The sequence below is a fragment of the Anatilimnocola floriformis genome, assembly GCF_024256385.1.
Lineage (GTDB): Bacteria > Planctomycetota > Planctomycetia > Pirellulales > Pirellulaceae > Anatilimnocola > Anatilimnocola floriformis.
The window spans coordinates 400,672-426,737 of record NZ_JAMLFW010000002.1 but is presented as its reverse complement, the minus strand read 5'-3'; the positions used below and the strand labels follow the sequence as shown (position 1 = coordinate 426,737).

At 57.1% G+C, this 26,066-nt stretch carries 24 protein-coding genes; 11 read left to right on the top strand and 13 right to left on the bottom strand.

Annotated elements, in window-relative coordinates; genetic code table 11:
* Window position 1 precedes the first annotated feature (1 nt).
* The 6 genes from M9Q49_RS26440 (at window position 2) to M9Q49_RS26415 (ending at window position 10,692) form a co-directional block, all read left to right on the top strand.
* A complete protein-coding gene (locus M9Q49_RS26440; protein ID WP_254512297.1) occupies window positions 2–1,090 on the top strand; it encodes a type II secretion system F family protein in 1,089 nt (362 codons plus the stop codon).
* Window positions 1,087–1,497, top strand: a complete 411-nt coding sequence (locus tag M9Q49_RS26435; protein WP_254512296.1) for a hypothetical protein — start codon at window positions 1,087–1,089, stop codon at window positions 1,495–1,497. The genes M9Q49_RS26440 and M9Q49_RS26435 overlap by 4 nt, the downstream gene beginning before the upstream one ends.
* Complete coding sequence (locus tag M9Q49_RS26430) at window positions 1,494–2,015, top strand: hypothetical protein (protein WP_254512295.1); 522 nt, start codon at window positions 1,494–1,496, stop codon at window positions 2,013–2,015. The genes M9Q49_RS26435 and M9Q49_RS26430 overlap by 4 nt, the downstream gene beginning before the upstream one ends.
* Entirely contained in the window at window positions 2,008–2,412 is a 405-nt protein-coding gene (locus M9Q49_RS26425; protein ID WP_254512294.1) for a hypothetical protein, read from the top strand. The genes M9Q49_RS26430 and M9Q49_RS26425 overlap by 8 nt, the downstream gene beginning before the upstream one ends.
* 26 nt (window positions 2,413–2,438) lie before the next feature.
* Window positions 2,439–3,299, top strand: coding sequence for a DUF1559 domain-containing protein (locus tag M9Q49_RS26420; RefSeq protein WP_254512293.1), 861 nt, complete (start codon window positions 2,439–2,441; stop codon window positions 3,297–3,299).
* 907 nt (window positions 3,300–4,206) lie between these two features.
* Window positions 4,207–10,692, top strand: a complete 6,486-nt coding sequence (locus M9Q49_RS26415; RefSeq protein WP_254512292.1) for an RHS repeat-associated core domain-containing protein — start codon at window positions 4,207–4,209, stop codon at window positions 10,690–10,692.
* A gap of 1,102 nt (window positions 10,693–11,794) precedes the next feature.
* On the opposite strand, the gene M9Q49_RS26410 is transcribed toward M9Q49_RS26415, so the two are convergent.
* The 11 genes from M9Q49_RS26410 to M9Q49_RS26360 all read right to left on the bottom strand — a co-directional run bounded on the left by M9Q49_RS26410 (window position 11,795) and on the right by M9Q49_RS26360 (window position 19,327).
* Entirely contained in the window at window positions 11,795–12,085 is a 291-nt protein-coding gene (locus M9Q49_RS26410) for a hypothetical protein (protein WP_254512291.1), read from the bottom strand.
* A gap of 44 nt (window positions 12,086–12,129) precedes the next feature.
* Complete coding sequence (locus tag M9Q49_RS26405) at window positions 12,130–12,702, bottom strand: methyltransferase (RefSeq protein WP_254512290.1); 573 nt, start codon at window positions 12,700–12,702, stop codon at window positions 12,130–12,132.
* A gap of 54 nt (window positions 12,703–12,756) precedes the next feature.
* Window positions 12,757–13,041: a hypothetical protein gene (locus tag M9Q49_RS26400; RefSeq protein WP_254512289.1), complete on the bottom strand. Its 285-nt coding sequence runs from the start codon at window positions 13,039–13,041 to the stop codon at window positions 12,757–12,759.
* A gap of 57 nt (window positions 13,042–13,098) precedes the next feature.
* Window positions 13,099–14,622: a DUF3560 domain-containing protein gene (locus tag M9Q49_RS26395; protein WP_254512288.1), complete on the bottom strand. Its 1,524-nt coding sequence runs from the start codon at window positions 14,620–14,622 to the stop codon at window positions 13,099–13,101.
* A 186-nt stretch (window positions 14,623–14,808) separates the two neighbouring features.
* Window positions 14,809–15,468 (bottom strand): AAA family ATPase, encoded by a 660-nt coding sequence (locus tag M9Q49_RS26390; protein ID WP_254512287.1) that lies wholly within the window; start codon window positions 15,466–15,468, stop codon window positions 14,809–14,811.
* Between the two features lie 88 nt (window positions 15,469–15,556).
* Complete coding sequence (locus M9Q49_RS26385) at window positions 15,557–15,772, bottom strand: hypothetical protein (RefSeq protein WP_254512286.1); 216 nt, start codon at window positions 15,770–15,772, stop codon at window positions 15,557–15,559.
* Between the two features lie 85 nt (window positions 15,773–15,857).
* A complete protein-coding gene (locus M9Q49_RS26380; protein WP_254512285.1) occupies window positions 15,858–16,022 on the bottom strand; it encodes a hypothetical protein in 165 nt (54 codons plus the stop codon).
* An 11-nt stretch (window positions 16,023–16,033) separates the two neighbouring features.
* Entirely contained in the window at window positions 16,034–16,216 is a 183-nt protein-coding gene (locus M9Q49_RS26375; protein WP_254512284.1) for a hypothetical protein, read from the bottom strand.
* 135 nt (window positions 16,217–16,351) lie between these two features.
* Entirely contained in the window at window positions 16,352–16,753 is a 402-nt protein-coding gene (locus M9Q49_RS26370; protein ID WP_254512283.1) for a hypothetical protein, read from the bottom strand.
* A 100-nt stretch (window positions 16,754–16,853) separates the two neighbouring features.
* Window positions 16,854–17,075, bottom strand: coding sequence for a hypothetical protein (locus M9Q49_RS26365; RefSeq protein WP_254512282.1), 222 nt, complete (start codon window positions 17,073–17,075; stop codon window positions 16,854–16,856).
* 1,976 nt (window positions 17,076–19,051) lie between these two features.
* On the bottom strand, window positions 19,052–19,327 hold the full coding sequence (locus tag M9Q49_RS26360) for a hypothetical protein (protein ID WP_254512281.1): 276 nt from the start codon (window positions 19,325–19,327) through the stop codon (window positions 19,052–19,054).
* A gap of 138 nt (window positions 19,328–19,465) precedes the next feature.
* On the opposite strand from M9Q49_RS26360, the gene M9Q49_RS26355 reads away from it, so the two are divergent.
* Together M9Q49_RS26355 and M9Q49_RS26350 are read left to right on the top strand one after the other, a co-directional pair.
* Window positions 19,466–19,735, top strand: coding sequence for a hypothetical protein (locus M9Q49_RS26355; protein WP_254512280.1), 270 nt, complete (start codon window positions 19,466–19,468; stop codon window positions 19,733–19,735).
* A 737-nt stretch (window positions 19,736–20,472) separates the two neighbouring features.
* Window positions 20,473–21,480, top strand: coding sequence for a recombinase family protein (locus M9Q49_RS26350; RefSeq protein WP_315861209.1), 1,008 nt, complete (start codon window positions 20,473–20,475; stop codon window positions 21,478–21,480).
* On the opposite strand, the gene M9Q49_RS26345 is transcribed toward M9Q49_RS26350, so the two are convergent.
* A complete protein-coding gene (locus M9Q49_RS26345; RefSeq protein WP_254512279.1) occupies window positions 21,477–21,773 on the bottom strand; it encodes a hypothetical protein in 297 nt (98 codons plus the stop codon). The two genes, M9Q49_RS26350 and M9Q49_RS26345, sit on opposite strands and share 4 nt — an antisense overlap.
* Window positions 21,774–22,837: 1,064 nt before the next feature.
* Between M9Q49_RS26345 and M9Q49_RS26340 the strand changes: the two genes are divergently transcribed.
* Both M9Q49_RS26340 and M9Q49_RS26335 read left to right on the top strand, forming a co-directional pair.
* Window positions 22,838–23,752, top strand: coding sequence for a hypothetical protein (locus M9Q49_RS26340; RefSeq protein ID WP_254512278.1), 915 nt, complete (start codon window positions 22,838–22,840; stop codon window positions 23,750–23,752).
* Between the two features lie 14 nt (window positions 23,753–23,766).
* Window positions 23,767–24,264, top strand: a complete 498-nt coding sequence (locus M9Q49_RS26335; RefSeq protein ID WP_254512277.1) for a hypothetical protein — start codon at window positions 23,767–23,769, stop codon at window positions 24,262–24,264.
* Between the two features lie 184 nt (window positions 24,265–24,448).
* On the opposite strand, the gene M9Q49_RS26330 is transcribed toward M9Q49_RS26335, so the two are convergent.
* Window positions 24,449–25,075, bottom strand: a complete 627-nt coding sequence (locus M9Q49_RS26330; protein WP_254512276.1) for an IS66 family transposase — start codon at window positions 25,073–25,075, stop codon at window positions 24,449–24,451.
* A gap of 444 nt (window positions 25,076–25,519) precedes the next feature.
* On the opposite strand from M9Q49_RS26330, the gene M9Q49_RS26325 reads away from it, so the two are divergent.
* The gene (locus M9Q49_RS26325) at window positions 25,520–26,065 is read left to right on the top strand and encodes a hypothetical protein (protein WP_254512275.1); all 546 of its coding nucleotides are present in this window, start codon (window positions 25,520–25,522) and stop codon (window positions 26,063–26,065) included.
* Window position 26,066: the final 1 nt, after the last annotated feature.

Genomic DNA, 26,066 nt, shown 5'->3' with positions numbered 1-26,066 from the left:
CATGGATACCTGGTTCCCCACTTTTTTTCGACTGGCGACGAGTGCGTCGTCGTTCACGCTCTTCTGGCCGTGGACGACTACGTTCGCGCAGCAGCGAGCATTACTGCGGCTCATTGCGGTTGCTCAAGAGGAGAACTTGCCGCTCGCGCCGTTGCTCGAGCAGTGGGCCGATGACGAATCAGGGCTGCAACAATTTCGCGTGCGGCGTTTGGCCAGGCTAATCGCTGGTGGGCGTTCTGTGGCGGATGCGGCCGAAGCTGTGCCGGGTGTGCTCCGAGATGAAGACATTCTGACGCTCCGATTCGACGCTCAATCAGGCACGCGCACGGCAGCCGTTCGCGCCAGCCTCGTTCATCCCGCTGCCGTCGGGTTCCAGGCTTGGCAATATTTCCGCAGCATGTTCATTTATTTCGGCACTGTGCTGCCCATTAGCCTGGCGTTGATTCTGTTTGGCCAGTTACGGATCCTGCCGCGCCTGGATCGCATTTTCAGCGATTTTGGCAGACGCAGGCCAGCCATATTTGCCTGGTCTGTGAATTCGCTCGAGCCGTACTCGAACCTGCTGCTGATTTCGGCGCTACTCTTGTTGATTGTGATCATTTGGCTGTTTTCGACTCGCATGGGACGTCTGCTCCGCTGGTCGCTCGCCGGCAGCCTCTTTCGCTTCTTGCGCGAATGGCGTGCTGCCGATGTGCTGCAGAAATTGCAAGTTGCCGCCTCAGCCGGTCGGCCAATCCCAGGGGCACTATCGACACTCGCCCAGTTTCACCCAGATCCAAAGTTGCGCCATGAGTTGCTCGTGGTCCGCAACGACGTCGAGCAGGGATTGCCGGTTTGGCAAAGCATGTCGCAGGTTGGCTTGCTTTCGCCCGCCGAGGCAAACTTGATCGTTGTGGCCGAGCAACAAGGATCGCCGACTTGGGCGCTCGAACAACTCGTCGAAGTCAAACAGCGCCGCGTCGCCGCGCGCCTGGAAAAGGTAGGGGAGTTCTTACTGCCCGCATTCGTGCTGCTGATGGCTGGCCTGGTCATCTTTCAAGCCAGCCTGCTATTCGTGCCCCTGGTCACTCTTCTGGAAGGGTTGCTGTGAGTCGTTTGTTCCGATTCAAAAATCGACGCCAGGGAACCAGTTCGCTGGAAGTAGTGGTGGCCTTCACGCTGCTCAGTGCAGCGCTGGTCGCGGCCGCTCCTTTGATTGTCGCGCACAACCGGCTGATGGTTGCTCAGCGGCACCACCGGATAGCAATGGCGGAAATTTCCAACCAGATGGAAAGCTTGAGTCTGTTGGCAACGGGGGAATTGCCCACGGCCGTCGAACGATTAACGCCGTCGGAATTTGCCGTGCAGCGATTGCCGGGGGTTGTTATCCGCGGCGAACTGAGCACGTCGTCGTTCGGTCAGCATGTCGCGCTCGAACTGTCGTGGGACGAAGTTAACCGGCAAGCAGCGCCAGTGCGTTTGACGACTTGGCTCTTCCCTGAGGAGTCATCGCCATGAAACATCGACGCGGTATTAGTTTGGTGGAACTAATCGTGGTTATGTCGGGATGCGCTGTGCTGCTCAGCTTGAGCGCTGCCTTGTTGCAGCGCGTGATGCAGGCACAAATTCGCTCACGATCCGATGCTGATTTGCAGCGTACGCTGCTCCGTCTCGATCAAATGGTTCGCAGCGATGTGCATGCTGCTGCAGATGCCGAAGTCGATCCCGCGAAACTCCCGACCGGCGTCGTGCTGCGGCTCGCGTTGCCAGATTCAGTAATCGAGTATCGCCAGCAGAAAACCGAATTGCAGCGAGTGCAACTCAGCGGCAACGACATCAAGTCGCGCGAGACATTTTCATTACCACGCGAAATTGCTCTGGAAATCAAGCGTCCTCGTCCACGACTGATTGTCCTTTCGATCCGAACCGATGATGAGCCCCTCCTCGACGTGCCGCCGGTCTACGCACATATCGAAGCCGCTCTGCCAGGCAATCGGCTGCGTGCAGCCCAGCATGCGGAGACGAATGATGAGTAAAACGTCGCACCACAATCGTCGCGGAGCAATTCTCATCGTGGCTCTGCTGTGCCTGCTGGTGATCATGTCGCTGCTGGGCACGATGCTGTTGGCAGCGCTGCAGAGCACTCGGCAACTGCATGCCGAACGTGACTTGCGGCAGTGTGAATTGCTGCTCCAAGCCGGGATCGATCGAGCCTTGACTCAGATTGCCAAACAGCCCGATTACCGCGGCGAAACGCACGAGTTTTCTGCAGCCGACATTATCGATCAGGGGCCAGGACGCCTCGTCATCGAAGTCACGCCGGCCACCGCCGATTCGCGCGTGCAAATCCACATCGACGCTGAGTATCCGGCTGACAGCGAATTTTCTGTCCGCCGTTCGCGCACTCTTTCCATCCCAACTAATACCAATTAATTCATTCGATCGCCGAGGAGAAGACCATGGTCACCCGTTCCAACCGCCGAGCATTCACGCTGATCGAGCTACTCGTGGTAATCGCCATCATTGGTGTGCTGATCGCTCTGCTGCTGCCCGCAGTGCAGGCTGCGAGAGAAGCGGCGAGGCGCACTTCGTGCCTCAATAACGTCACGCAACTGGGACTCGCCGTGCACAACTTCGAATTCCATTTTGAAAAGCTTCCGCCGGGCACTGTCAACGACGAGGGGCCGGTGCGGAATGAAGCCAAGGGAACTCATGTGAGCTGGATTGTGAAGATCCTCCCTTACCTGGAACAAAGAGCGCTGGCCAAACGCTTCCATGAAGCCGACGGCGCTTATGCCGATGTGAACGCACCCGTACGAGGAGCACAGATCCGCGTCTTGCAATGCGCCTCGGACGGCGTGCCGATGACGAACCAGGCCGGAACGATTGCCCGCAGCAACTATGCCGGCTGTCATCACGATGCCGAAGCTCCGATCGACAAAGACAATCGCGGCTTGCTCTTTCTCAACAGCCAGGTACGGCACTCGCAGATTTTCGACGGCAGCTCGTCGACCTTGTTGATTGGTGAGATGCTCGATTCGCCGGACGGCTTGGGATGGGTCTCGGGAACTCGCGCCACGCTGCGGAACACGGGCACACTGGAAACCGGAGAGGCATACTTGGCCGCGGGAAACTCACTTGGCGGCGACAAGCAAAAACTCGGGCCACTCTATGTGGGCGGCTTTGGGAGCTATCACCCTGGCGGCGTGAACATCGGACTGGCCGATGGCTGCACGCGATTTCTGTCGCTGCAAATCGACCCGCAAACGTTACGCCAACTTGGAAATCGTGCGGACGGAGAGATTATGAAGCTCTATTGATCAAATGGAGTCTCTATTAGCCCAGCCAAAGTAAGCGAATGTGAAAAGCCACAACAGTAATCAACTTCATTTGTGACAAGGACTGTCACTGCAAGGTACTTTCAACCGCCATTGCAAATCAATCTCGCAAATTCTGGCGGGTTACCGCCAGAAATTAATTGCAATGCCATTCTTCAACGGTAGACTCACCACCGTTTTGCATTGACTGTCATTAGATGCGCTACCGGTTAATCCTCGCGTAGTTCCGCAAGGCCGCGGAGGGGCTTCTCTCTTCGATTTTGTGAACTGCCGCGAGCATAACTTTGCCTCGGTAGGTGAACTGAAATTCGCTCGTCCATTCACCTCTTAGTCCCTCCCCTATGACGGTTTATGCGAGTGCTTTCGCCTGTAAATGTCGCTAGTTAGCGACATCTCTTCGGAACAGCACCTTCGTGTCCAAATACTGTGTTCTCCAACGAGCTTGTTAGCAAGGAATCTGCTGATGTCGTCTGCCACTCAGCGTCGTAGGAAGTTTGGCCGCAATCAAGCCGCTCGAAATCGGCTGTTTGGTGGGTTTGAGCAATTGGAGCGACGGGATTTACTCTCGGGATTGACGGCAACAATCGAGAACCGAAACGCGCTCTACCATAGGGAACCCGCTAGGGTCACGATAACCATCGATGAACCGTTTCCGGAAAATGATCCGCCGATGCCTTGGGATGGTTATAGCCTTGGATACGTCAAAACGGGAGGGACGGCAATTGAATGGGCGTATAATACTGACTTGCAAGTCGAATATGCGCCCTGGTTGTACCCGTACCCATACAGCCAAACAAGCGTCGTTATGCTGATCTTTGCCGCAGGCGGAGAATTGTACGAGCCTAATGACCCAATTGAGACTTTTACATTTTACGCGGAAGTCTACCAAATGGGCGGGAGCTCCGCCCATCTCACTTCGAACGAAGTTACGGTCTACATCGTCCGAGACGACAACGTAGCTGCGGCATTGCCAGATTCTTCCATCGCCGATCCACCTTGCAATTGCGGTCAGTCGGAAAACCGAACCGACGATGAATACAACCCTCAGAACGGCAACCACATTGTCATGCCACCGGCACTGGGGAGTGGTGATCAGATCTACTTCCCACGTTATTCGACTGGCGAGTTTCGCCCAGCGGTGGCAGCAGCCAACACACAATTCGCCACGCGCAGCACTGTGCCTGATTCGCTCGAAGTGAATGGCATCTTTTACGATACGGCTGGCATCGATACCGAGCAGACCTTCCGCATCTCGGAAATGCTCAATACCACAGGGCTTGCTGCAGGTCGCTATCCGTACACGCTTGAAGTCACCGAGCATTATGCCAGCGATCCCGACTTGGTCTACCCGATCGATGGCCATGTACTCGTGAGCGGGCCGTCGAATGCGTTGATGAGTCCAGGTTGGTCCATTCCCGGCATCGACCGGCTCAGCGTTACCGAGGATGGCGCGCTGTGGCAATCCAATGGCGATAAGCTGCTATGGTTCAATAATGTAGACAGCGGTTACCAGCGGCCTGACGGCGATCAAGATTACTCAACGCTGGTCGACAATCTGAATGGGACGTACACGCTGACCAATCGCTGGGGCGACACGGCTGTTTTCAATTCACTCGGTTTCGTTACACAGAAGACGGACCGGAACGGCCGCACAACGACTTTCACCTATACCGACGCCGATAGCGATTCCGATGATGATGACATCAGCGAAATCGAACTCTTCGATGGACGCACGCTGACCTACGACTACAACGCAGGGCGAATCAGTGGCATCACGGACTTTGATGGGCGCGAGGTTCTGATCGATTACGACACGAACGATCAACTGAAAACAATCTCCTATCCTGACCCCGATGACGCCGGACCGCTCGACGCACTGGTTTCGACTTACACCTACGCCAGTGGCAGCAGCTACCTAGAAACCGCAGACGACAATGGCAATGAGTCGACCTATACCTACGATTTCGCTGGGGCACTAATTGGCCGCGAAAATGCGGATGGCACGACCGAAAACTTTCAACCGGTTCTGACGATGGCTTTGGTTGATCCGGGCTCTGGGCTCGGCACTAGCATGAATCCTGCGCCAATCACCTTGCTCGAAGATATCGTTGCCACTCACCAAGATGAAAACGGCGAAGACACGATCTACGTCCTCGGTCCGCTTGGGCTGCCGATCAAGAAGATCGATGCTTTGGGCAATGTGACAACGTATGAACGCGATTCCGATGGCAGGATTACGAAGCAGATTGATCCCGACCCCGATGGCGCCGGTGGCGAGTCAGCCCCGCAGACACTGTACGAATACGATGAAGCCGGCAATCTCATTGAAATGACACTGCCAAATTACGGCGTGCAAAGTTGGGTGTACGATTCAACGTGGAATGTTCCGACGCAGTACACCAACGAGCTGGGGCTGGTCACGATTTACGATATCGACCCGCTGACGGGCTGGGTTGAGTCGGAACGCCAAGTTGTCGGCGACATCGATGACCTCATCAATCTCGAGAACGACGACGTCGTCACCGAGTACACCTACACCGCTGCGCCCAGCGGGCCAACCGATCCGCCTGCCGGCCTGGTTGAGACAATCACCGATCCGCTTGGTCGCGTCAAGGTCTACACTTACAACGCCCGGGGCGTTGTGACTTCCGTGACTTACGCGGATGGCACTCCCGACGAGGCCACGACCTATACCTACTACAACGCCGATGGCACGATCGATTATGAGCTTGACGAACTCTCGCGGCGAACTGACTACGACTACGATGTGCTTGGCCATCTGGTTCTCAAGACCCTGCCCGATCCTGACGGCGGCGGTCCGCTCGCCCGGCCAGAATTTGAGTACGAATACGACTCCTGGAACCGTCTGGTCAAAGAGACCGATCCGCTCGAGCGGGAAACGATCTACACCTACGACAAGCGCGGTCGGCAGACGAAGGTCGAACTTCCCGACCACGATGGCGATAAAAGCCTGACGACTACGACCACCACCTACAACGACGCAGGTCAGGTGGTAGCGACGAAGGATCCGCTTGGCCGCGAGACCAGCTATGAATACGACAAGCTGGGGCGGCAGACCAAGGTGACTTTGCCCGAAGTCGCCGATCCGACATCGGCTGTTAATGAAGTGCAGGTCGTCGATTTCGATAGCGGCACCGAGGGGACATTTAAACTCAACGGCAACAGCACGTACGCGGTCGTTGACCTTGCCGATCTGAGCAACTTGCAGAGTTTGCTCGATGGCATTTGGGGGGCGGGGAATACGCGCGTCGAAGCGACTTCGACCGAGGCGACGATCACCTTCCGCGGCGATCTAGCCGGCACCAACGTCGCGCAGATGACCGTTTCGAACATCACCGGCACGAAGGGATCGACTCCGTCGGTTTCAACCGATACGGGTGGCGAAGCTGCCGACGTGGTCAATCCGACGACCGAGACCGAATATGATCCGCTGGGGCGGGTGAGTTTGACGCGGGATGCGCTCGGCCAGGAGACGAAGTACGAATACACATACTCCGGCACGCGTCTGCAGATCACGCTTCCTGATCCGGACGGTGCCGGTCCCCTCTCTTCGCCGATCCTGTATCAGGTGTTCGATGTGGCGGGCAATCTCGTCAGCGAGACCGATGCGAACGGCGGCGTGACGACGCGCGAGTACGACATCCTCGGCCGGCTCGTCAAAGTGACGCAGCCCGATCCGGATGATTGGAACTCGCTGACTTCGCCCGTAACCGAATATCAGTACGACTTGGCCGGAAACCTGCGGTTTGTCACCGATCCTCTTGGCCGTGTCACTGAGTATCAATACGACAACCGCAATCGGCAGGTGAAGGTGATCACTGCTGACCCCGATGGCGCTGGCCCGCTCCCAGCGCTCGTGAGCGAATCGGTCTACGACGACGCTGGGCAGCTCAGTCAGACGACAGAGCCGGGCAATCGTGTGACCGATTATTACTACGACGGCTTGGGACGGCTGACGCTGACAAAATTGCCTGATCCCGACGGTGCGGGCGGTTCGCCCCGGCCGGAGTTGGAATCGAGCTACGATGCAGCCGGGCGAAAGGTGACCGACACCGACGCACTCGACAACGTCACGACCTACACTTACGACGACCTTGATAACTTGATCGAGACCAAACTCCCTGACCCGGATGGTGTGGGTGGTGCCGCCGCTTCGGTCAGCCAGTGGGAATATGATGCCGCTGGCCAGCTGCTGAGCTCCACCGATGCCATGGGGAACGTCACGACTTACGAGTACGACAATCTGGGTCGCACGATCCAAGTTACCGCGCCCGATCCGGACGGAGTTGGTGGTCAGGCTGCTCCCGTGACGAAGTATCAATACTCGCTCACTGGTAACCTGCTACAGGTTCTCGACCCGCTCAAGCACGAAACGAACTACGAATACGACTATCTCAACCGTCGAACGAAGAGCATCGATGCACTAGGTGGTGAGACCGCATTCAAATACGACGCAGCAGGTAATTTAAAATCGCTCACTGATCCGGTTGATAATGAGACGGAATGGACCTACGACAGACTCAATCGCGTGATCCAGGAGAAGAACGAACTCGGCAACAGCCGGTATTTTGTTTATGACGCAGCGGGGAACTTGCGGCAGAAGACTGACCGGAATGAACGGGTGACGATTTACGAATACGATGAACTGAACCGTCAGACCGCCGAGGAGTGGTGGACCGGCACACGTCCCAGCGTTTCGGTGAGCCCGTATGTGAATGGGTATCACGGTAACGAGCGGCAGACGGTTGGGTTTTCAGAATGGAGTGCGCCGATGACGTCGGGGACGTTCGCGCTGACGTTCGATGGGCAGACGACGGCGCCGATTGCCTGGGATGCAGCCCCTACGACAGTGATGGCGGCACTGGAGGCCCTGAGCAACGTCGGCGTGGGTGATGTCGTGGTCACGAAGATTTACAATTCCGGGAACATGCAATGGTGGCAGCTGGACTTTCGGGGTAGCTTGGCCGGCCTCGACCTGCCGCAGGTGACAGTCGACCCCTCGCTGGTAGATAATGGCAGCGGGCCGCCGACATACGAGCAGGAATACACGGACTACGACGGCTATCATGTCAACGAGGAACAAGTGGTCAGTCTGGCCGACACCACTGGTGGCACCTTCCAATTGAGCTTCGGCGGAGCGTGGACGGCTCCCATCGATTGGGATGCCACGACGGGCGACATTGATTCGGCGCTCGAAGCGCTCTCGGGAGTCGGTACTGTATCGGTCACGGGCTCGGCCGGCGGGCCGTGGACGATCGAGTTCACCGGTGCTTATCTCGGTCAAGATATCGCGACGCTCTTCTCGCGCTCGAATGATCTGACGAACGCGGATTTAGTACGGACGATTGAGTACTCGTTCAACGACGATGGTGACCTGGAGTCCGTAAATGATCCTGATGCCACGTACGAATATACGTACGACAGCCTGGGCCGCGTGGCGAACTACGTGCAAAACATCACCGGGCTGACGCCGGAGATCGAGTTCGTCAGCCAGTACAACGCGGCCAGTCGGCGCGAAGTATTGCAGGCGATTCTCGATGGCAATGAGGACTTCCAGAACACGTATGCTTACGACGGCCTGCAACGGCTCTCGACACTGATCCAGCAAAGCGGCGCCGACAACGTGGTTGCCGCCAAGCGGATCGAGTTCAACTACAACGGGCTGGGGCAGTACACGCGTCTCGACCGCTACGCTTCGACCGATCAGTCGGAGTTCGTCGCCAGCTCGCATTACAGTTACGACAACCTGAATCGGCTGCTGAAGTTGGTGCATTCAGAAACTTCGGTTACACCTTCAGGCTGGGGAACCGATCCGCTGGCCGGTTATCAATTCTCCTACGACCCCAGCAGTCGATTCACTTCGATCAATTCGTACGTCGATGGCGTAACAGACTACACCCACGATGATACGAATCAACTCGTCGGCGCCGATCACAATACGGCGACAGACGAATCGTATGAATACGACGAAAACGGCAACCGGATCATGTCAGGGTATGACGTCGATCCGAATAATCAGCTCGCGTCCGACGGAATCTACAACTACACGTACGACGACGAAGGGAATCGACTGACACGGACGAAAGTCAGCAGCGGCCATGTCACCGAGTACGAATGGGACTTCCGCAATCGGCTGACAAAGGTGACTGAGAAGGACAACTCGAATAACATTCTGCAGGTCACTACCAATGGCTACGACGCCTTCAACCAATGGATCCGCCGCAGCTTCGATGCAGATGGAGCGGGGGGCGCGGCCGCGGTCGAGAATTTTTTCGTTTATGAAAACGGCCAGATCGTCCTGCAGTTCGATGGCGACTCAGCATCCGATCTGTCGCACCGTTATCTCTGGGGCGACCAAGTCGACCAGCTCTTCGCAGATGAAAAGGTTACGACTCTTGGCAGCGCAGGAACGGTGATTTGGCCGCTTGGCGATCAAGTAGGTACATTGCGCGATCTCGTCAGCTACGATAGCGGAACTGACGACGCGACTGTTAGCAACCACCGCGAAATTGATTCCTTCGGAAACCTGACTGACGAGACCGACCCTGGAGTCGACCTGCTCTTCGGCTTTACGAGTAGGCCGTTTGATGAGACGACTAGTTTGCAGAACAATCTCAACCGGTGGTATGATCCGACGGCGGGGCAGTGGGTGAGTGAGGATCCAATTGGTTTCAGTGGAGATAGTACAAATATCGTTCGTTATGTAGCTAATTCCCCAACATCATTCGCTGACCCAAATGGACTTGCTCCGATGAGCGGCGGAGTAGGCGGCCCCTTTTTTCCTGGGATGCCTGGATCACCATGGACACCTCCGCCCGCCTCGCCATCTCAAATCTGGAATTCAAAGGTCGCCGCATTTATGGCGTGGCATACTGCCGAAAAAGCGAGAATGACATGGCTGGCAAGTGTACCCATCCCTCCTTCAAAGCTCAATTTTGTAGCTCGATATTACCCGCTCCTCACCGCCGGACCCTGTGCAGGGTTCCCTGTGGCAGGGTTTCGAAAAGTGTTCGAACCAGTTCTGCCTGTAGGTTGGGAATGGGACAATGCCGCCACGATGAGCGTTTATCATCCTCACGCCCGTTGGGGAATTCGAAAGGCGGGGAGCGGCGGGTCGGGCGCACAGGCTACATACGATGAGAATGGCGACCTTATTACAGGCGGCTTAAGCGCTGGAACGTCAGACAAAGTGAGCCCAACCGTGAGCTCTTTTGGTCACCTTATTTCCGACGTGATTACATTCAGCAATGCAGCCGAGCTGGATAGTCATTTTGGTGGCAAAGAATATCGGGATTTATACTATGAGGTGCGACCACCGAATACTGGAGACGCGCCTCCGAATTACCTCGATTAGCCTTTCAAATGAAATACAACCCATACGAATCGCCGCAGTTCGAAGATATTAAATCGAATGATCGCACAAAGTATCGCAGGCTGGCTCAAGACTGCGTGCTTGCAGCGAGCGGAATCGTTCTGACCGCAATAATGTTTGTATTTAGTTTTGCGTCTACATTGAATGACTTTCCCTGGGAATTGTCGCTACACAACCTGATCTTCAGCTTGATAAGCGGTTTGCTGTGTGGTGTTCCGGGTGCGGCGATTGGGGTGATATGCCATAAATCGATTTCTGCCCGGAACTTTGCAATAGGATTAGCATGTGTGGTAAGCTGGTCCTTTATGGCAGCAGTTGGGTTTTACTTTTTCATTTGCGTTTGTATGCGAAATTAGGCGATGAATCGCTCCGCCTCGATTCTTTAGAGTGGGGCGACCTGGCAGAGTTCGACGAAGACCGATCATCGAATGACGCAGGCGTTTTTCGGCGTTGGTGGCGGCGCGCTCGACAAAGGCGGGCTTTGTATCAATTGGAAAGAGAAGCACGCATACTTCATAGAAATCGATGATCCCGTGCCTGCTTCGTAGACATGCGGTTTCATCCGCTGCGCGAGCATTTGGGGTCTCACGCCAAAATAACGCTTCTGACCCAACCAGGAACACCGTGGCAGCTGCCGTCTCGCGTCAAACAGCCCGCGACGGGTATTTCCACCTGCTCGCGCGGCCACAGATCCGCGGCACGAGCGCCACCCGGCTCGGTCGAACTACACCACCCATGGCTGGCCGGCGCGACGGGCGGCGGTAGCTGGTGTCATCGTGACCACCGCTAGTCTGTTCGATAGCCTGACGAACGGCGGCGACTAGTTGGGGTTTGGGGTCGATACGCGGAGAGATAATCTCCTTCGCCCAGGTCGACCAACTGCCAGCCTGCTTGGCGACGTCGCGCAGCACTTGCTATAGTTCGTGCTTTGGCATATCACGTGGCAGGGAGTCGTCTGGCGCATCGATACTTGGCGCAGCAACCTCCCAGAAATGCTGGCGAGCGTTTGAGCAGCTTCCAGACGTTCCATCAGCGACCGACTCAGTCCCTAAATTCAAACCAGCCGGTTTCCAGGAAACACAGCCTAGCCGCCGGGGAGTCTAGCGTGGGCCATTCTATTCCTGAGTTCATCCTGCTTCTGGAGCAATACTGATGGCTGAAGCGGAGCTTGTCTGACCTGAGTTTCTTTGACTTGGGGCTGAACATCTGTGGACAACAATGGCTCGACCGACACGACCTCAAAGTTGGTAAGAGTTGAGGTGTTTACAGCGATATGACACGCTCTGCTCTGAAGGGCGAAATCAGCTGCATCTCGTTGCGCAGAATCTTCGTCGCGTGACTCAATCTCAAACGTAATGGTTACTTTGGCGTTCATGGATTTCCTCGTGAATTGAAGGTAAGCGGAGCGTGCAGGAAAAGCTATCGGTCGAAGATCACAATCGCCGTGGCGACGTTCGTCCCTTCGGACTTGAAAGATCCTGGCGGCAGTTCGATCCAGCGCGTGGCGATCGGCTGCAACTGTTCTCGCTGCTTGGGTCCGTTGGCGCAGATTGAGACTAGGCGGCCACCGGGCTTGAGCCATTCGAGTGCGTGCCGAATGTGTTTGATGTCTGTTCCCATCTTGAACGGCGGGTTCATCACCACGCGATCGACCTGGCCGACGGGCAGCGCCAGGAAGTCGCAACACTCGACCGCAAAGCCCTGGTCAATCAGGTAATTTGCCATCGGCAAATCAATCTCGACGCACTCAACAGCCCCACCGGCCTCTCTGGCGGCTATTGCCAGCGCGCCCATCCCGGCCGATGGTTCGAGGACAGACAGCCCGCTGTGGATGTTCGCAATCTCAATCACCTGCTCGGCCAGCATCGGCGGCGTGGGGAACAAGTTGAACGAGCTAAACACCTGCGGTCTGGCGGCATCACCTTTGAGTCGGTCGAATCGCTGGCGCTCGGCGCCCATCTCCTCGCCCGTCTGCCTGTTGTCCTCGCGCAAGCCGCGCAGTCGATCGCGGCCCCGCAGTTGGGAATCTCTGCCTGCGTACATGATCTAGGCTCCTGCTCGTGCTGGCTCTTGGTAATTGATGGCGAATGTGATGGCTTGGCTCTGGCGAGGTTTGCCGCTCTTGTAGCGCGGTGTGTCCTCGTCATAGAGATACACCGTCACGTCGAACGATTCGCCCTCGGCCACACCGCCACGCTCACGGATCCACTTGCGCAGGATCATCTGTTCGCGATCTTGCGGCTGCACGTTAATCCACGGGTGCCATTCGAACAGGTGGAAGTGCGGCACGTCTTTCTCGTGCAGGCACTTCGCGTAGAAAGTTTGGGACATGATCTAAACTCCGGTCGGTTGTGAAGGTGACCAATAGCCCCGAAGGGCTTTCGCCGATTAACGGCTCGTCAGTTGGCCTTGGCTATCTGGCGGCAGCGACCGCAGCGCCGTCGTAAGTATGCCGGTTGCCGTTGGTGTTCCACCATCGGCCTTGATCTCGTTGAACTTGGCCAGCGCCGCGCGGCCAGCGTCCGTCATGCCGAATTGGGTCATTGAGTCGAAATAGACCCAGCCGAGGTATCGAGCGTCATTGAACAGCGCGATCTCTGGCGTCCCTTCTTTGGGCAACCAGCCGAGGCGACAAATGCGGTCGATCTCCTCGATCTGCGGCAGCAGCTTATTGAACGTCGGCTGCTCCTCGCGGATCTCGTCGACCAAGTCCCACGGCAAGGGCTTTTGCGGCTTGTCGGTGATGACCAGCACGCAATCGGCGCGATAGAGTTGGTTGTGCATGGCGTCGGACCTGCGAACCTTGAACACTGTCACGCGCCCAGCCACTTCGTAGCCCATGGCGTTGCGGCGGCGCTCTTTCAGCTGCTCCGACACGTCAATCGTTCGGCAACGTGCGTAGGTGCCTTTCGATCGCTCAGAGTACTCAGCCTGCGTCATGCGGCGCACAGCCGATGGCTTGAACTCTTCACCGCGCGGCCTCGCATCAAATCGGGCCTTCTCGTTAGCGTTCCAGATCGCTTGCAGGCGCTCGGCGTCCTCTTCGGTCGGATTGATCAGCGGTGGCGCGGTTGGCCTAGCAGCTTTCTCCTTGGCCTTGCGCTCCTTCGTGGCGGCATGAAACGCGGCGAGCTCCTCCTCGGTCGGTGCACGATAGACATCGGCACCAAGCCGTTCGATGTTGAATACCTTGCGGCCGATCTGCACGCTGACCACGCGCCCCGTCACGTTGGACTTGTTCACGCGGTCGATTTGAGCACGACCAATGAATCCGCCGGCGATCATCTCGACTTCGGCAGCCATCCCGCCCTCGTTCTCGAGCATCGCCCGTTCGTACGCAATGCGCAGTTCATAGTGGGCCTTCCAGCGGTCGCTCATGTTGCCGTAACGTCGTTGCTCGGTCTCCAGGCGGATCAACCGACCGCGACGAACCTCCGGCGACGAACGATAGAGCGCGTGAGCAATCACGCCCGCCGTGCGCTGCTGCCAATACTCGGCCTTGCTCCATTGGTTGAGCGCCCGCCCACGATGCCGGTCATGCCGCGCGGCCTGGCGTTCGGCGCGCTGGCGGATCTGGTGACCAAAGGCCGACGGGCCAGCCTCGAAGGTGTCAGCGTGGCCGTGCGCCTCGTCGCGCCGCTTGCCCAGGTAGCCGTTGAACCGCTCGGCCCGATCGGCGCTGCGCTCCTCGGCCGAATAGTCCTCGTCCTCGATCGTCTCGGCCAACTCCAAGGCCCAGTCCTCGGCGCTTGGTGTCCATCTGGCGGCAACGAAGCACTCTTGCTTGCCCGCCCACTTGTAGCCGTCGCGTTTGAATTCGGCGTACTCGGCCTCGGTCAGGATGCTGTCCACCCGCGTTCCTTCGGGGTAGATGCGGAGTTTGTTGTCCTCCGGGGAATAGGTCGCTCGCATGGTTATCTCCATGTGGTGAAGTTGAGCTGGCGGCAAGGTCCGCGCAGCGATTGCTCAGCGTCGAGCAGAGAAGGATTCCGGCAGTGAGTCCCGCCAGGGCGCCGACTTGCGAGTCACGCAAACCAGGGCCGCGGCGGGCATCTGGCGGCCGAGCGATTGGCCCGGCCAGCGATGCCCCGAAGCGGATCAGCTCAGCATGCAGCCGCTCTCGACAGCCATCAGGGCTTGGCGGAGGTTCAGCTTGCAGGTCTTGATCAGGTCGATGTACCGATCAATCGGCTGACCATCGCAGCCCTCGGCTTGAGCGATCTTGCGGACGTGACAGGCATAGTCGAGCACGAGTTGCTCGCCGCGGCTTTCGAACTCGAGCACCGTAGCGCGGCTCAGGAATGGACAGGCATCGAACTTGTCGGCGAAGAGCGAAGTCTGGCCGGCAATTGTGGTGGTGAAGATCCACGTGCTGTTGCGCTGGACACATGGTTCTTCGAGAACCGTCTGCAAGCGGCTGACGACGCGATCACTCAGGCGGTGCGATTCGTTGCAGATGAACACATGGCATCCCTTCTCGCCGATCGGCTTCGAGCTGCACATCCGTTCGAACTGGCGGACCGCGTCGAGGGTGAACTCTTGCGCGTCGAGCTCCTGGATGGCCCAACTGTCCGCAATGTCGTTGGCGATGATTCTGGCGGCAGAAGTCTTGCCGCTGCCGCTGTTGCCTACGAGCCAGAACACGCGGCCACGCAGTCCGCCGCGGTCACGCATGAACTTGATCCGGTTCACGATCTTCGATTGACCGACGAGGTCGTCGAAGGTCTGGGGGCGGTACTTCTCGGCGAGATGGGACATGCGAGTGACTCCTTGCGGGATAGGAAACGGATAGGCCAGCGGCAGGGACGCGACACCCTGCAAGCGCTTTCGCCGGCGATCTGGCGGGTCAATCAACGCTGGTCTCGACGCTGCCCCAGCCGAGAGGGGCAGCGATTAGTGGGTGAAGCCATTCCGCCGTGGCAGCCTCAAACGCTGCTTGGCAGGCCGTGGCGACTCTGGCGGCATCGTCACCAGTGAAGTCGATCTCAGCGTCGAGCATGGCCCGCACGTGGCCGTAAACAGCATTGGCGAGGTCTTGCAGGCGTTCATTGCGAAGGGACATGGCGAATCTCCTAGAGGATGAGGCAGGGAAAAATTCCAGCGGCCGATTGCGAAGTCGGCTTACGCGGCGCTGGCGGTCTGGCTGATCAGCCCTTCACGATCTCCACATCGAACAGCCAACCGTTCACGGTGAGCTTCTCGAATGGGGATTGGGTCTCCTGCAGGATGAACACGTCGGCCAAGTCGGCGGCGTCGGCGACGTCGCCTTCGAGGATGAACTGGCCATCGAACGATTCAGCGATGACATGCATGGTGAATGCTCCTACCAGGTGGGGATGAGCTGGGGCTGGCTGACATACGTGAAGAGCTCGCCCTTGCGGCGGCGAACCTGCAGCTTGTGGCGCAGACGGCTGAGCACGATGGCGATCTGGCGGCGGGAGAGAATCCCGAAGAACATCTCGAGGAACTCAAAGGCATCGATCAGGCGGCGTGTGGACTCGGACATAGGTAGTGATCCTCAGAACTGGAACAGGGAAGCCCCGCGTCGCGAGCGGGGCGAAGAAAGTCAGCACTGGCGGCAGAGCAGACCGTAGCCGACCGCGGAACGTGTGATCGTCCCGCGGCCGGTTGACGGTGCGCTCTACTTCGCGGCCTTCTCGCTCAGCTTGCTCGCATTCACCTTCATGAACTCGTTTAGTTCGGGAGCATGCTTCAGCAGCCGTTCAAGCTGCGAGCGGTACAGCGTGACAGGAAAGCGACTCTGCAGCCCGTAGATGCTGATGGCGCCCTTCTCGCTGACCTTGAAGGAGAGCGCACCAGGCTGGCGGCCTGGCGAGGCAAAGGCACGTTGAGCGACGAGCACTTCGCTGACGTCATGCATCGTGAGTTGGCCCCCGGTCATGAGGCGGAGCAACGGCTCGGTCTCGACAGGGTTTGCTTTGGCGAATGCGATCAGGGCGGCCTTGTCGATCGTGCCCGCGGTCAGAGCGGCGGCAGCGGTGACGATGTCGGTGATTGCGGGAGCGGTGATAACAGCGGTCATGGGGATGATCCTTGAGGCGGTGAAGCGAGAGCTCGACATGAGCACTCAATAGCGTCCTGGCGGCAGCTACCAGCAGGACGTTCATTGAGGGCTCACCGTCCTAGTTCCACTCGATCATCACCACATCAGCCGCAACCAGCTTCTCGAAGTGCTGGCGGCTCACACGGGTATCGAACGGCTCAGGACCGAGTAGCGTCACGCCGAGCGACTCAGGGCCAACGTTGTGGATCTCGTAGCGATAGCCGTTCAGCTGCTCGACCACAGGGCAGCGGCCGCTCTGCAGCGTCTTCTCAAGGCGGGTCATGGTTTGGGCAACGGTCATGGGGTATCTCCGTGTTGAAGGGGAAGGGCACTCAATAGCCCGCTGGCGGCATGTAACTCTTTGGTGAGAGACACTCTTTGGTGAACCGTCAGCGGGTTGATTGAAAGCTCTTGTGCATCGCCCATGCGTCTACAGGCCGAGAAAACGGCAGACGCTGCTGCATGGGCTCACCAGATTGTCAAAGAGCGCACCCCGAGCCTGGCCGGCCAGTCGCCGGTGACTTCGATCGGGGTTCCGCAACGGGAAGAAATCCCGCCGGCATCGTCGCGGCGAACTCGGCCAGCGACGGCGAAAAAAACCTAAAGCGACCGGCGTGCCAGTCGAAAAAAGATTTTCCGGAGTTTGTCAACGAACTCGCGAGAACTTCGGGAGGACATGGAGGGCAAAATCTCGAATCGAGAAATCGTTTTCAAATCGAGAATTCGCGGGCTTGGGGTTTCCCGTTAGAGCGAAGACATCGGGAGAGTCAGGCCGATTTTCGAAATGAGACGCAAACATCGGTTGCGTGCACGCGGCAGCTAGAAGCAGCTCACGGGGATACCACCGCAGAACCAGCGAAGGCGTCGCACGTAACGCACCACAGCGTGCGCGCAGCGTTGGCCATGGCTGGGGTAGAGGTAGCGAACCTATCCTGACGCAGCGGCCGCCGATCGCACGCGGCCGACCGCGGGGAAGGAGCACGCGTGAGATGCGCGGCTGATCGGACCGGGCAAAGCCTGGCCGCGGTCGCCGCGAACTTCGCAAGCCGCCGACGCCGAACTCGCCACCGGTCAGCGCCGGCCAAAATCCCGCGAGCCGCAGGCGAGCTCCTGTCGCCGCCATCGACGTCGCCTCAGCTGCCGCGCCCCCGGCGACTCCCAAAGCCAACCGGAGTCCGCCAGCTATAGACCTGCGTTTGCAGTCAAGCGCTTGCCATCGAACACCGTCACACGCGTCAGATGAGGCTGAACTTCGTAGGCAGGTGCGTGAGGGGCAGAGCGGAAATGCTTTCCCTCGGACAGCTCCATCCACTGCAGAGGTAGCGACGTGCGAATGCAGAGCTGCAAGTCACCAGACAGCAAGGCTTTGCGTCAAGCTGGGTGCGGGGTGGGGGTACCCGGGGGTGGGTCCCCTTTACGAGGATCGCTGAGTATCACATGCACTCTCGCGAATTTATGAACGAATCGGCTGTTAAGATAGGTAGTTAACTCGCCGTTCCGAAAGGAGTTGCGCCCACTGGAATCGACTGTTCTGCGCAGCATGACTCCTCGCTACGCTTCGTCGAAATGCCGGTTAAACAAGGTGTTGCACCCGTTTTTAAGAAGTGGCCTATCAAGTGCCATGTGAGGGGTGCTTACCGGCTAGTTATTCTGCCCCACGGATCCCGCGGCTGGTGGTCGCCTTCTGGGACTCGACGGCTTTCGCCTTCCCGATCCGTCCTGGATCTTTGGCCGCCTTTCGACGGCATCGAACACTTGATAGCTCTCGGTTGATCGCAGTTTGGCGTGTCGGCTCCGAGAGTAGCCGCGGGGTGTTCATCCAGAATACTTTTCCTGGGCTAGCGAGTCAAATGCCTTAGTCTGTTCAATCAGCCGCAGGGAACGACAAGCGGGCGAAAAATCGCATCTCGAGCGGTGCCGAACTCTTAGGAAGCGGTTGGCGGTGCTTTCGCGCGTTGGAGAAAGCCCGGGCGTCTGTGCGGCTTCATAGCTGATGACGCTTTTCTGTAAAGCTCCTCAAGCAATGAATCCACATGCGGCATCGGCGGGTATGATTGGTCCTGGAGATGAATGCCGTTGCATGGCAGGTGCGACGGCATATAGAGCCCTGGCCGCGAGGTTGGGGCTTTTTTCATGTCGTCAAATCGAATCACTCGAGTCAGTGTCAGAATGACGGCGCCGAACTCTGTGGCTTCAAAGTCCTGATCGAGAAGTCGCAATGCCATCGCGACTGACTCGAAGCCCTGGCCGAAGGGTACCGCCAAGGGGTAACTGTACCTAGCGAGAACCGAGCCGTCGAAGATTGTCCATTTGTCGCCAAGTTTCCGGCCGTAACTTCCGGTCGATCTGCTCCAGGGGCCAGAAGAGCCGATCGGCCCATTCCTTGCCGTATCGGTAGGGACCGCGGTAGATCGTCCCTGGCCTGATGCCGGAGAACGCACCTGGAATCGGAGGACCTGGCACCACCAGCGCCAGGTAACTCCCCACGTACAGTACCGGTAGGAGCAGCAGCACGATGGCGACGATCAGGGGTGCGCGGGATTCGCGGGTCATGGGTTCCAGTGTATCCGCAAATTGCTCGGTTGGCAGTTCGGCCCTGGGTGGTGGGGCAGTTTGAAATTCGCTTGTGCAATCGCTAAAAACGACAGAGTTTGACTGACCGTCATGACGATAATGTGCGCGAGGTGTACTATGAAAATCGCCTTTGTCTTCGCGGCCCTTTGCGCCGTTGCTGTCGTTGGGCACTGCAATGAATCTAATCAAGTGCCGATGGATCATGGGCGGGACAGGCCCATCATCATCCACGAACAGCGTTGGTGGTACGATCAATATCGCAGGGACCGCGGTATACCGATGCCGAACGATCCGCCACTGAAATTAGATACCCGGAAACAGCCAAAGGCAGCTAAGCCCAATTATTTGCCAACGGACGGCTCCTTGTTCCCAGGTTTGCAGTCCTAATTGCACTACGCCGAATCTCGCATCTTGTGCGGGCCGCGTTTCTTCGGCTGCTCGACCAGCAGCAACTCGATGATGAAACGCATTAGTTAGCCGCGTGAACCGCCAGTTGTGGATGCGGAAGTTCTGGTTTTGCCGTTCGGCGTAGCTTGTCGAAACGAAGTTCTCATCAGGATTGCCGTCAATCTTCCGTTTCTCGGCTCACGTAATCGCACTTGCCGCCGAGATAGTTTTCGTGTGTTCCAAGTACAGCTGAATTGCAAACTGACCCACTACCCGGCCCCGCGAAACCTAGCGGGGCTTTTTTTTGCGCGGTTAGAATGGTGCGCATGACCGACGACAACCTAGAGCGACGCAATACGCCTGGCTGTGCAGTCTCCACGGTCATTGGGATCCTCATTCCCATTTTGTATTTTTTGTCATCGGGGCCCGTGGTGTGGATGGACAAGCACGGCTGGCTTCCGAGTCCTCAGATCGCATCCGCGTTTTTCTATCCTCTTACCTGGCTCTCTAGGCAACATATTGCTTTTGAGGCAATCATCCTCTGGTACTTGGACCTATGGATTTAACGACAAGCGATTCGAACGGTTTATGGTGCCGATTACTGCACTAAAAAGCAGGTCCACTTAATCCAGCACTACCGTTTTGCCTGATCGAAATCGCGCTCACCGCAGTTGCGTGACCACTGTTGTCCGAAGTCAGAAGATAATCGCGAGATCAATCCACTAGCGAGGATCAAAATGCTCAGATTGCCGAATTTTCAAATGAAGTTGCCGGAACGCCTTGGGCCCTGGGCTTGGGGCTATGGACGACAGAGCCACCAAGATGCAATCGACCTTGGCGAAGCAATCGCAAATCAGGGCATTCGAACTCGGGCCTACTGGGAGAGAGAGCTCCGCGCGAAGGGAGTCGCACACTTCACATTCGTGCCGGACGATTACGCGGTCAGCGCGCGCACCAATCCGTTCATGCTTCGCGTCGCAGGGAAGATGCTATTCGACCTGATGCGACCTGGCGATCACTTCATCGTTGACCGTGTTGATCGGCTCTGGCGCAGTGTCGCGGACTTCATCGATGTGCGAAGGTCGTTCAAGTCGCGCGGCGTCACTCTGCATATCGTTGACGCCCTCGGCGCCAGCCTCCAAGACGGAACACCGGCGGGAGAGTTCAGCCTCAACCTCATGGTCGCCGCGGCACAGCTCGAAAGCGATCAGTGCTCACACCGCACGAAACGCCGGAAGAAAGCCATGCGGGAGCAGGGCCGCTATCACGGCAATCGCCGACATGTGCCACTCGGTTGCCGGGTGATCGGCCAACTCGAGCGCACTGAAGGCCGAACGGTAAAGAACACGCTGCAGCTCGTTTGGGACGCTGACTACCGCCGATTCATGGGCGAGATTGTTCGCATCGCAGACGAGTTGGGCAATTCCGCGCGGGAAGTGGCCAAGATGATCCCGCAGCACTTCCGCGAGTTCATGGGCGAAACCTTCTACCGTAAGGCCATTGTCGGTGAGCGCGGAAAAACATGGGATGCGCACGCGATCGTTCGACACTACTGGCGCGAGAAGCAGTATCAGGCCCTGCCGCATTTCAATCCGAATACGATTCGCTTCAGCGCATTCGATCCGCCCGAATCGGCGCGGTTTCGCGACATCGGCCGGAATGAGCCGGACACGCCCAATCCCTTCCCGTTTCTCGACGGGAGAACACCACCAACCCTTGAAGCTCTGAAGCAACTTGCTGCTTAGCTGAGATTGTCCGGTGCGCTGAACTCGGGAACCAGCTCGTCTTCCGAGTCACCTTCGATCAGTCGCGCAATTTCGTCGGTGACATCGTCGAAGTCTTGGTCCTCCAAGTCGACGGGACGCCAGCTGCAGTAATCCCAAGGTAGACCGCGTTCGCTTAGAAAATCGTCTCGCTCGACGAATGACGCGCTTTCGAGTTCTTCGAATTCTTCGAAGTAGCGATGCCGAACGATTCTCGCTTCGAGCTCGGCGACTAGTCCAAGCCATTGCTCCTCGTCGGTGCTCGATGCTGGCATCAACGCGGTCCCCACATGTTCGATACCATCGGCGGTGACTGTAGTCCGGGCTGCCTCGAGCACTGCGTCGCGAACAGCGAAGTCTGGCTTTGCAGACTGAAGCTCAGCGCGTACAGCTCGACGCAAATAGCCAAACAGCGCAGCGAGAGTTCCCTCAGATTGGATTACCTGCGGCATCTTACCGCCCTCCAGTAGAACACGGCCCGCAGTCATCAGTTGTCCGAGCTGTTGCCCATGGGTCAAACGGTCATAAACTACGACTCCGGTCTCCTGTGGCTCTCGACCAGAAACTGAATGCAGCGCCTCGCGCAACGCAAGGCGAAACAATTTTGCCCACCATGGTTGGCTGTTGGTGACGATCCACTCATCGCGAGTAATTATGTGCATGGGCGTCTCCTTTGCATTAATTCTACCGATTTAATTCTTGTCAGCCATCGACATCAAAAAAGACCCGGCCGACGTCGGCAATCAACAAAATTCCCAACCGAACGCTGGAACCGATCGAATTCATCGATGATGAAATGATCGCTTGGCAGAAGCAGTTCGACGAGTCGCTACCCGGCATGACGGACTATGAACGAGCTCGTCGGCGCCGACACCACAGATTCGTTAATAACGAATCCACCGCACTCGTTGCTCGGGATTGGTCGAAAACAAAGCTTTAGCACGATGGCTTGCCGCGGGATCGCTTTCGCTTCGTCGTGGCTTCCCGCTTCGATGGCGGCCATGGCGTAAGCAGATGAAACGCGATTGACTTGCATTGCTCCCAGGTCGACGAGCATTGTACCGAGTCGGACAAAAGCAGTCGGGTAACGACGCGGTAGGTGTGAACTCGAAATGGCGCAAAAGCGACAGGCCTAAGTTGTCACGCTCGCGGTGAAAATAAGGGCCGTTTCAAGTGGCAGCATCACGCACGAGAATGTTTCGCTCAGCCCTGGCCAGAAAACTGGATTAAGTTTCGCCTCAAATTATCCGGGAAATGTCACGGCACTTGCTTTTCAGCCGCACCATCGCCATTCTTTTGTGGGGCAGAAACAATTCCTTTAGTCGGGTGGCTACAAGCAATGCAAGCAAGGATAGTTGGGTTTGATTTGACGATTTTAGGGCCAGTCAGTTATGCGGATTTTTGGGACGATCTTCCTTGGAATCTTGAGCGGGAATTTCGCAAACAAGACCGTTTTCTTTATTTTGCTGAAGCTGACGGACTGCACGTTGGTTTGATGATTTCGGCAAAGGACCACAAGTCTTCTTGCCGATTGTCGAAAACAGAAGGAGCGATTCGAGTAACAGTCAGCAAGCCAGCCCCTGGTGAGACACTAGCCGACTACAACGTTTTCGTTCTGCACCCCACGACGCAACGAGGTTTCTATCTCCAGTATCGTGGTTCGTGCGCAGTGAAGCAGTTTGGCGATCTTCTTCAGCGACTATTCCACTCAACGATTCAGAAAAAACGCGCCGCTGCCGTGGAAGCAGTAGAAGAGGGGCCAACGAGCAAGAGAGCTAACGAAGTGCGAAAGCTTTACAAAACTGCTGGGCTTCAGCTCACTCAATGGATTCGCTCATCAGAACTTGCAGATTTGCTCGCAAGGTTGAGTCGGATTGATGAGTTTGAGTTCGAGTTTTCAGCACTGGTTCCTCACACCAACTTGTTCTCGCCGCTTACTGGAGCTGTGAAACGTGAGGTGCACAAAATTCAATTTCTGCCGAAAGTCACTGCAAACAGCATTCGCAATGCGCTGAAGAACCTTATCCCAGCACTTGGAATCAATTCCGGCACAATACGCGGACCGAACTCTTGTGGATCTCGCGAGGCAATCCACTTGGCCCAAAACCCCGACGTATTCGCGACGTTCGATTTCGACACGATCACCGACGATCAGGCTTTCAATCTGAGTGACATCAAAGAATCCAGCTTGGTGCAGCGAGTAATCGCGGAAGCGCGCGGTCATGCTACACTGCTGAGCATGGTGGCAAAGTAGGACGGAGGTCGGTTATGGACGAATTCGTCAAGTTCTACGAGGCGACCCTGCGCCAGCCACTCTTCACGGGCTTTCTTACGCTCAGTGGCTTTCTTCTGAGTGCCACGACCTTCATCGTGATGCAAATGAAGAAAGAACTGTACGAGCGACAGCTTTACCTCGACGAAGTCGAGAGACTTCGCGCTGCTTCACCCAGCCTGAAGACCTATGCTCCGCTTCAACGGCTCAGTTGGCTGCTAATTGGAACTCTCGTAATTTCCCTCATTACGTCAGCGTGGCAATTTACCTTCGGCGTTCTGTGGCGCCACTACGGCGGTGGAGCAATTGTGGGATGCGTCCTCGCTGCGATTGCCTTCGTGGCCATTTTCTTTTGTCTTGTGCAGATGTTTAACAATCTGAATACGTGGTTCACGTATCTAGAGAAAGAGGCTGACAAGAAAATTGCTGATGCAAAAACAGCAGCAGCAGCGACGACGACAACAAGTGTTGGGGGCGCCGGGCCACGAACTTGACCATGCTTTCTCTGCGCTGTTCGTCTCTCCGACGCTGACCGCGAAATCCTCTTCGCCAACGCTGGCACTGCGAAGGTCGAGGTGATGCTGCCTGGCGAACTGTCGTCGCGCGAACTCATTGCTGATAATGGTTACCGACTGCTTCGGCTGTGTGCGGCGGAGTTGCAACTCGACGGTGTGCCAATCAGAATGCTGCCCGCCAAAGGCGCCGAATGGCTTGTTCGGCGTTGTTGGTTGGCTCGAGATCAGGCGCTTGTTCGAGGGCGACGCTTTGCAGTCGCTTCCCTTGCGCAAGCAGCGCGGCACGAAACGATTTCTGCGCCGCATCGTCTCGCGGTTCGCCGCGGGTGTGCCAGAGGCGAAACAGGGCCTTCAATTCCGCGAGCAACTCGGTGCCGAATTGACGGTCGGCTGGATCGGGCAGTTTTTCTAAGAACTTCACGTCGCGAATCAGATGCGCGAGGCAGAACTGCGCGTCGGCCAGTGGATGTGTCTTGAGATAATGGTGATACGCGCTGTAATAATCCGCGAGGAGCGTGCCGGCGAACGCCTTCCGCTGCTGCGGCTTGAGTCCCACTTGCCCGCCGCGCTGACGTTTCGCGGCACCGTCCTCTGGCTCCGGCTTGGACGGTTTAACGATGTCAGACGACGGCGGCTTCGAACTGTTGGTCGAATCCTTCGAGCGCCCCGCCACCACCTCCTGCAACTGTTTCACGCGAGCATTCGACTTCCCCAGTTCCTCGTACAGACACCCGACTTTCGCTTCCAACTTCTCGCAATGCTTCATCAACTCGTCGAAGCGCTTTTCCATCGCCTCAAAGCGCTCCCGCCACTCCGCGCATTTCGGACACTCGCCAAGCTTCCTGATTGCCATACCTCTCTTCTAGCGAATCCGCCCAACAGATCAAAATTTCCGCTAGCGTGGCAACGACAGGGTGCAGCAGGCGACGCGCACCCGCAATGAACAACCGCAAACGCAGCGATAGCTGCAGTGGCGTGAACGGTTACAAGAAAATCGAGAAGTTGCAGATCGGGTGCGAAAAGGCGATGATTCGCGGGCGGCAACATCTTCACACCAGACGGGCCAATAGTCGCGAAAATGCCGAGTGCTAATCCCGCAGTTGAACTCAGGTGCCAAGTGTCGATCGACATAAATTGCGATGAGCTGCTAACGTTTTCTCAAATCGCCCGAAGGCTGCCCACGAAACCGAGCCCAACAACGGTCTGGCGATGATGGAGGAAGGGCATTGGTGGCGTGAAGCTCGATTCTGTGAAGACCGGTGGTGTTCGTCGTTCAACTATGAAGGCTGTGAAAGAATTCTTAGCAAAAGCAGATGGCCGCGAATTCGCGTCTGACGATAGGCGTAGTTCACAGAGCGAGCAGTCGACGAATCGCTGGCGTGTCATCTTCAGTCTCCACATCGAGCACAAAGAAGGAAACGCTTCATTCGATCGGCAGGAGTCGGTGGAATTCGCTCCCTTCGTCGGTCTCACGTTGCTTGACGATGCGGTCGGTGAGTTCACACTTATGAAGGTTTGCTGGGATTCACTCGCCAAAGCGTTTTACTGTCACGCGCAGCTGAATCGAAAGCAAATGCGGCTCAGCGATGTTGTTCAACAACTGCGGCGTTCTTCGTGGGTGGAAGACATCGATTCCAGGCAGCCGATTTACGATTTTCGAGATGAAGCCGAGAATCTACAACGTCAAGCCGAGTTAGAACAGTTTCGAGCAGGAAATGGCTTGAACAAACCTGCGTTGAAATCCAGCGAATTTCACGGTGAGGGGTACGGCACAACCTAGT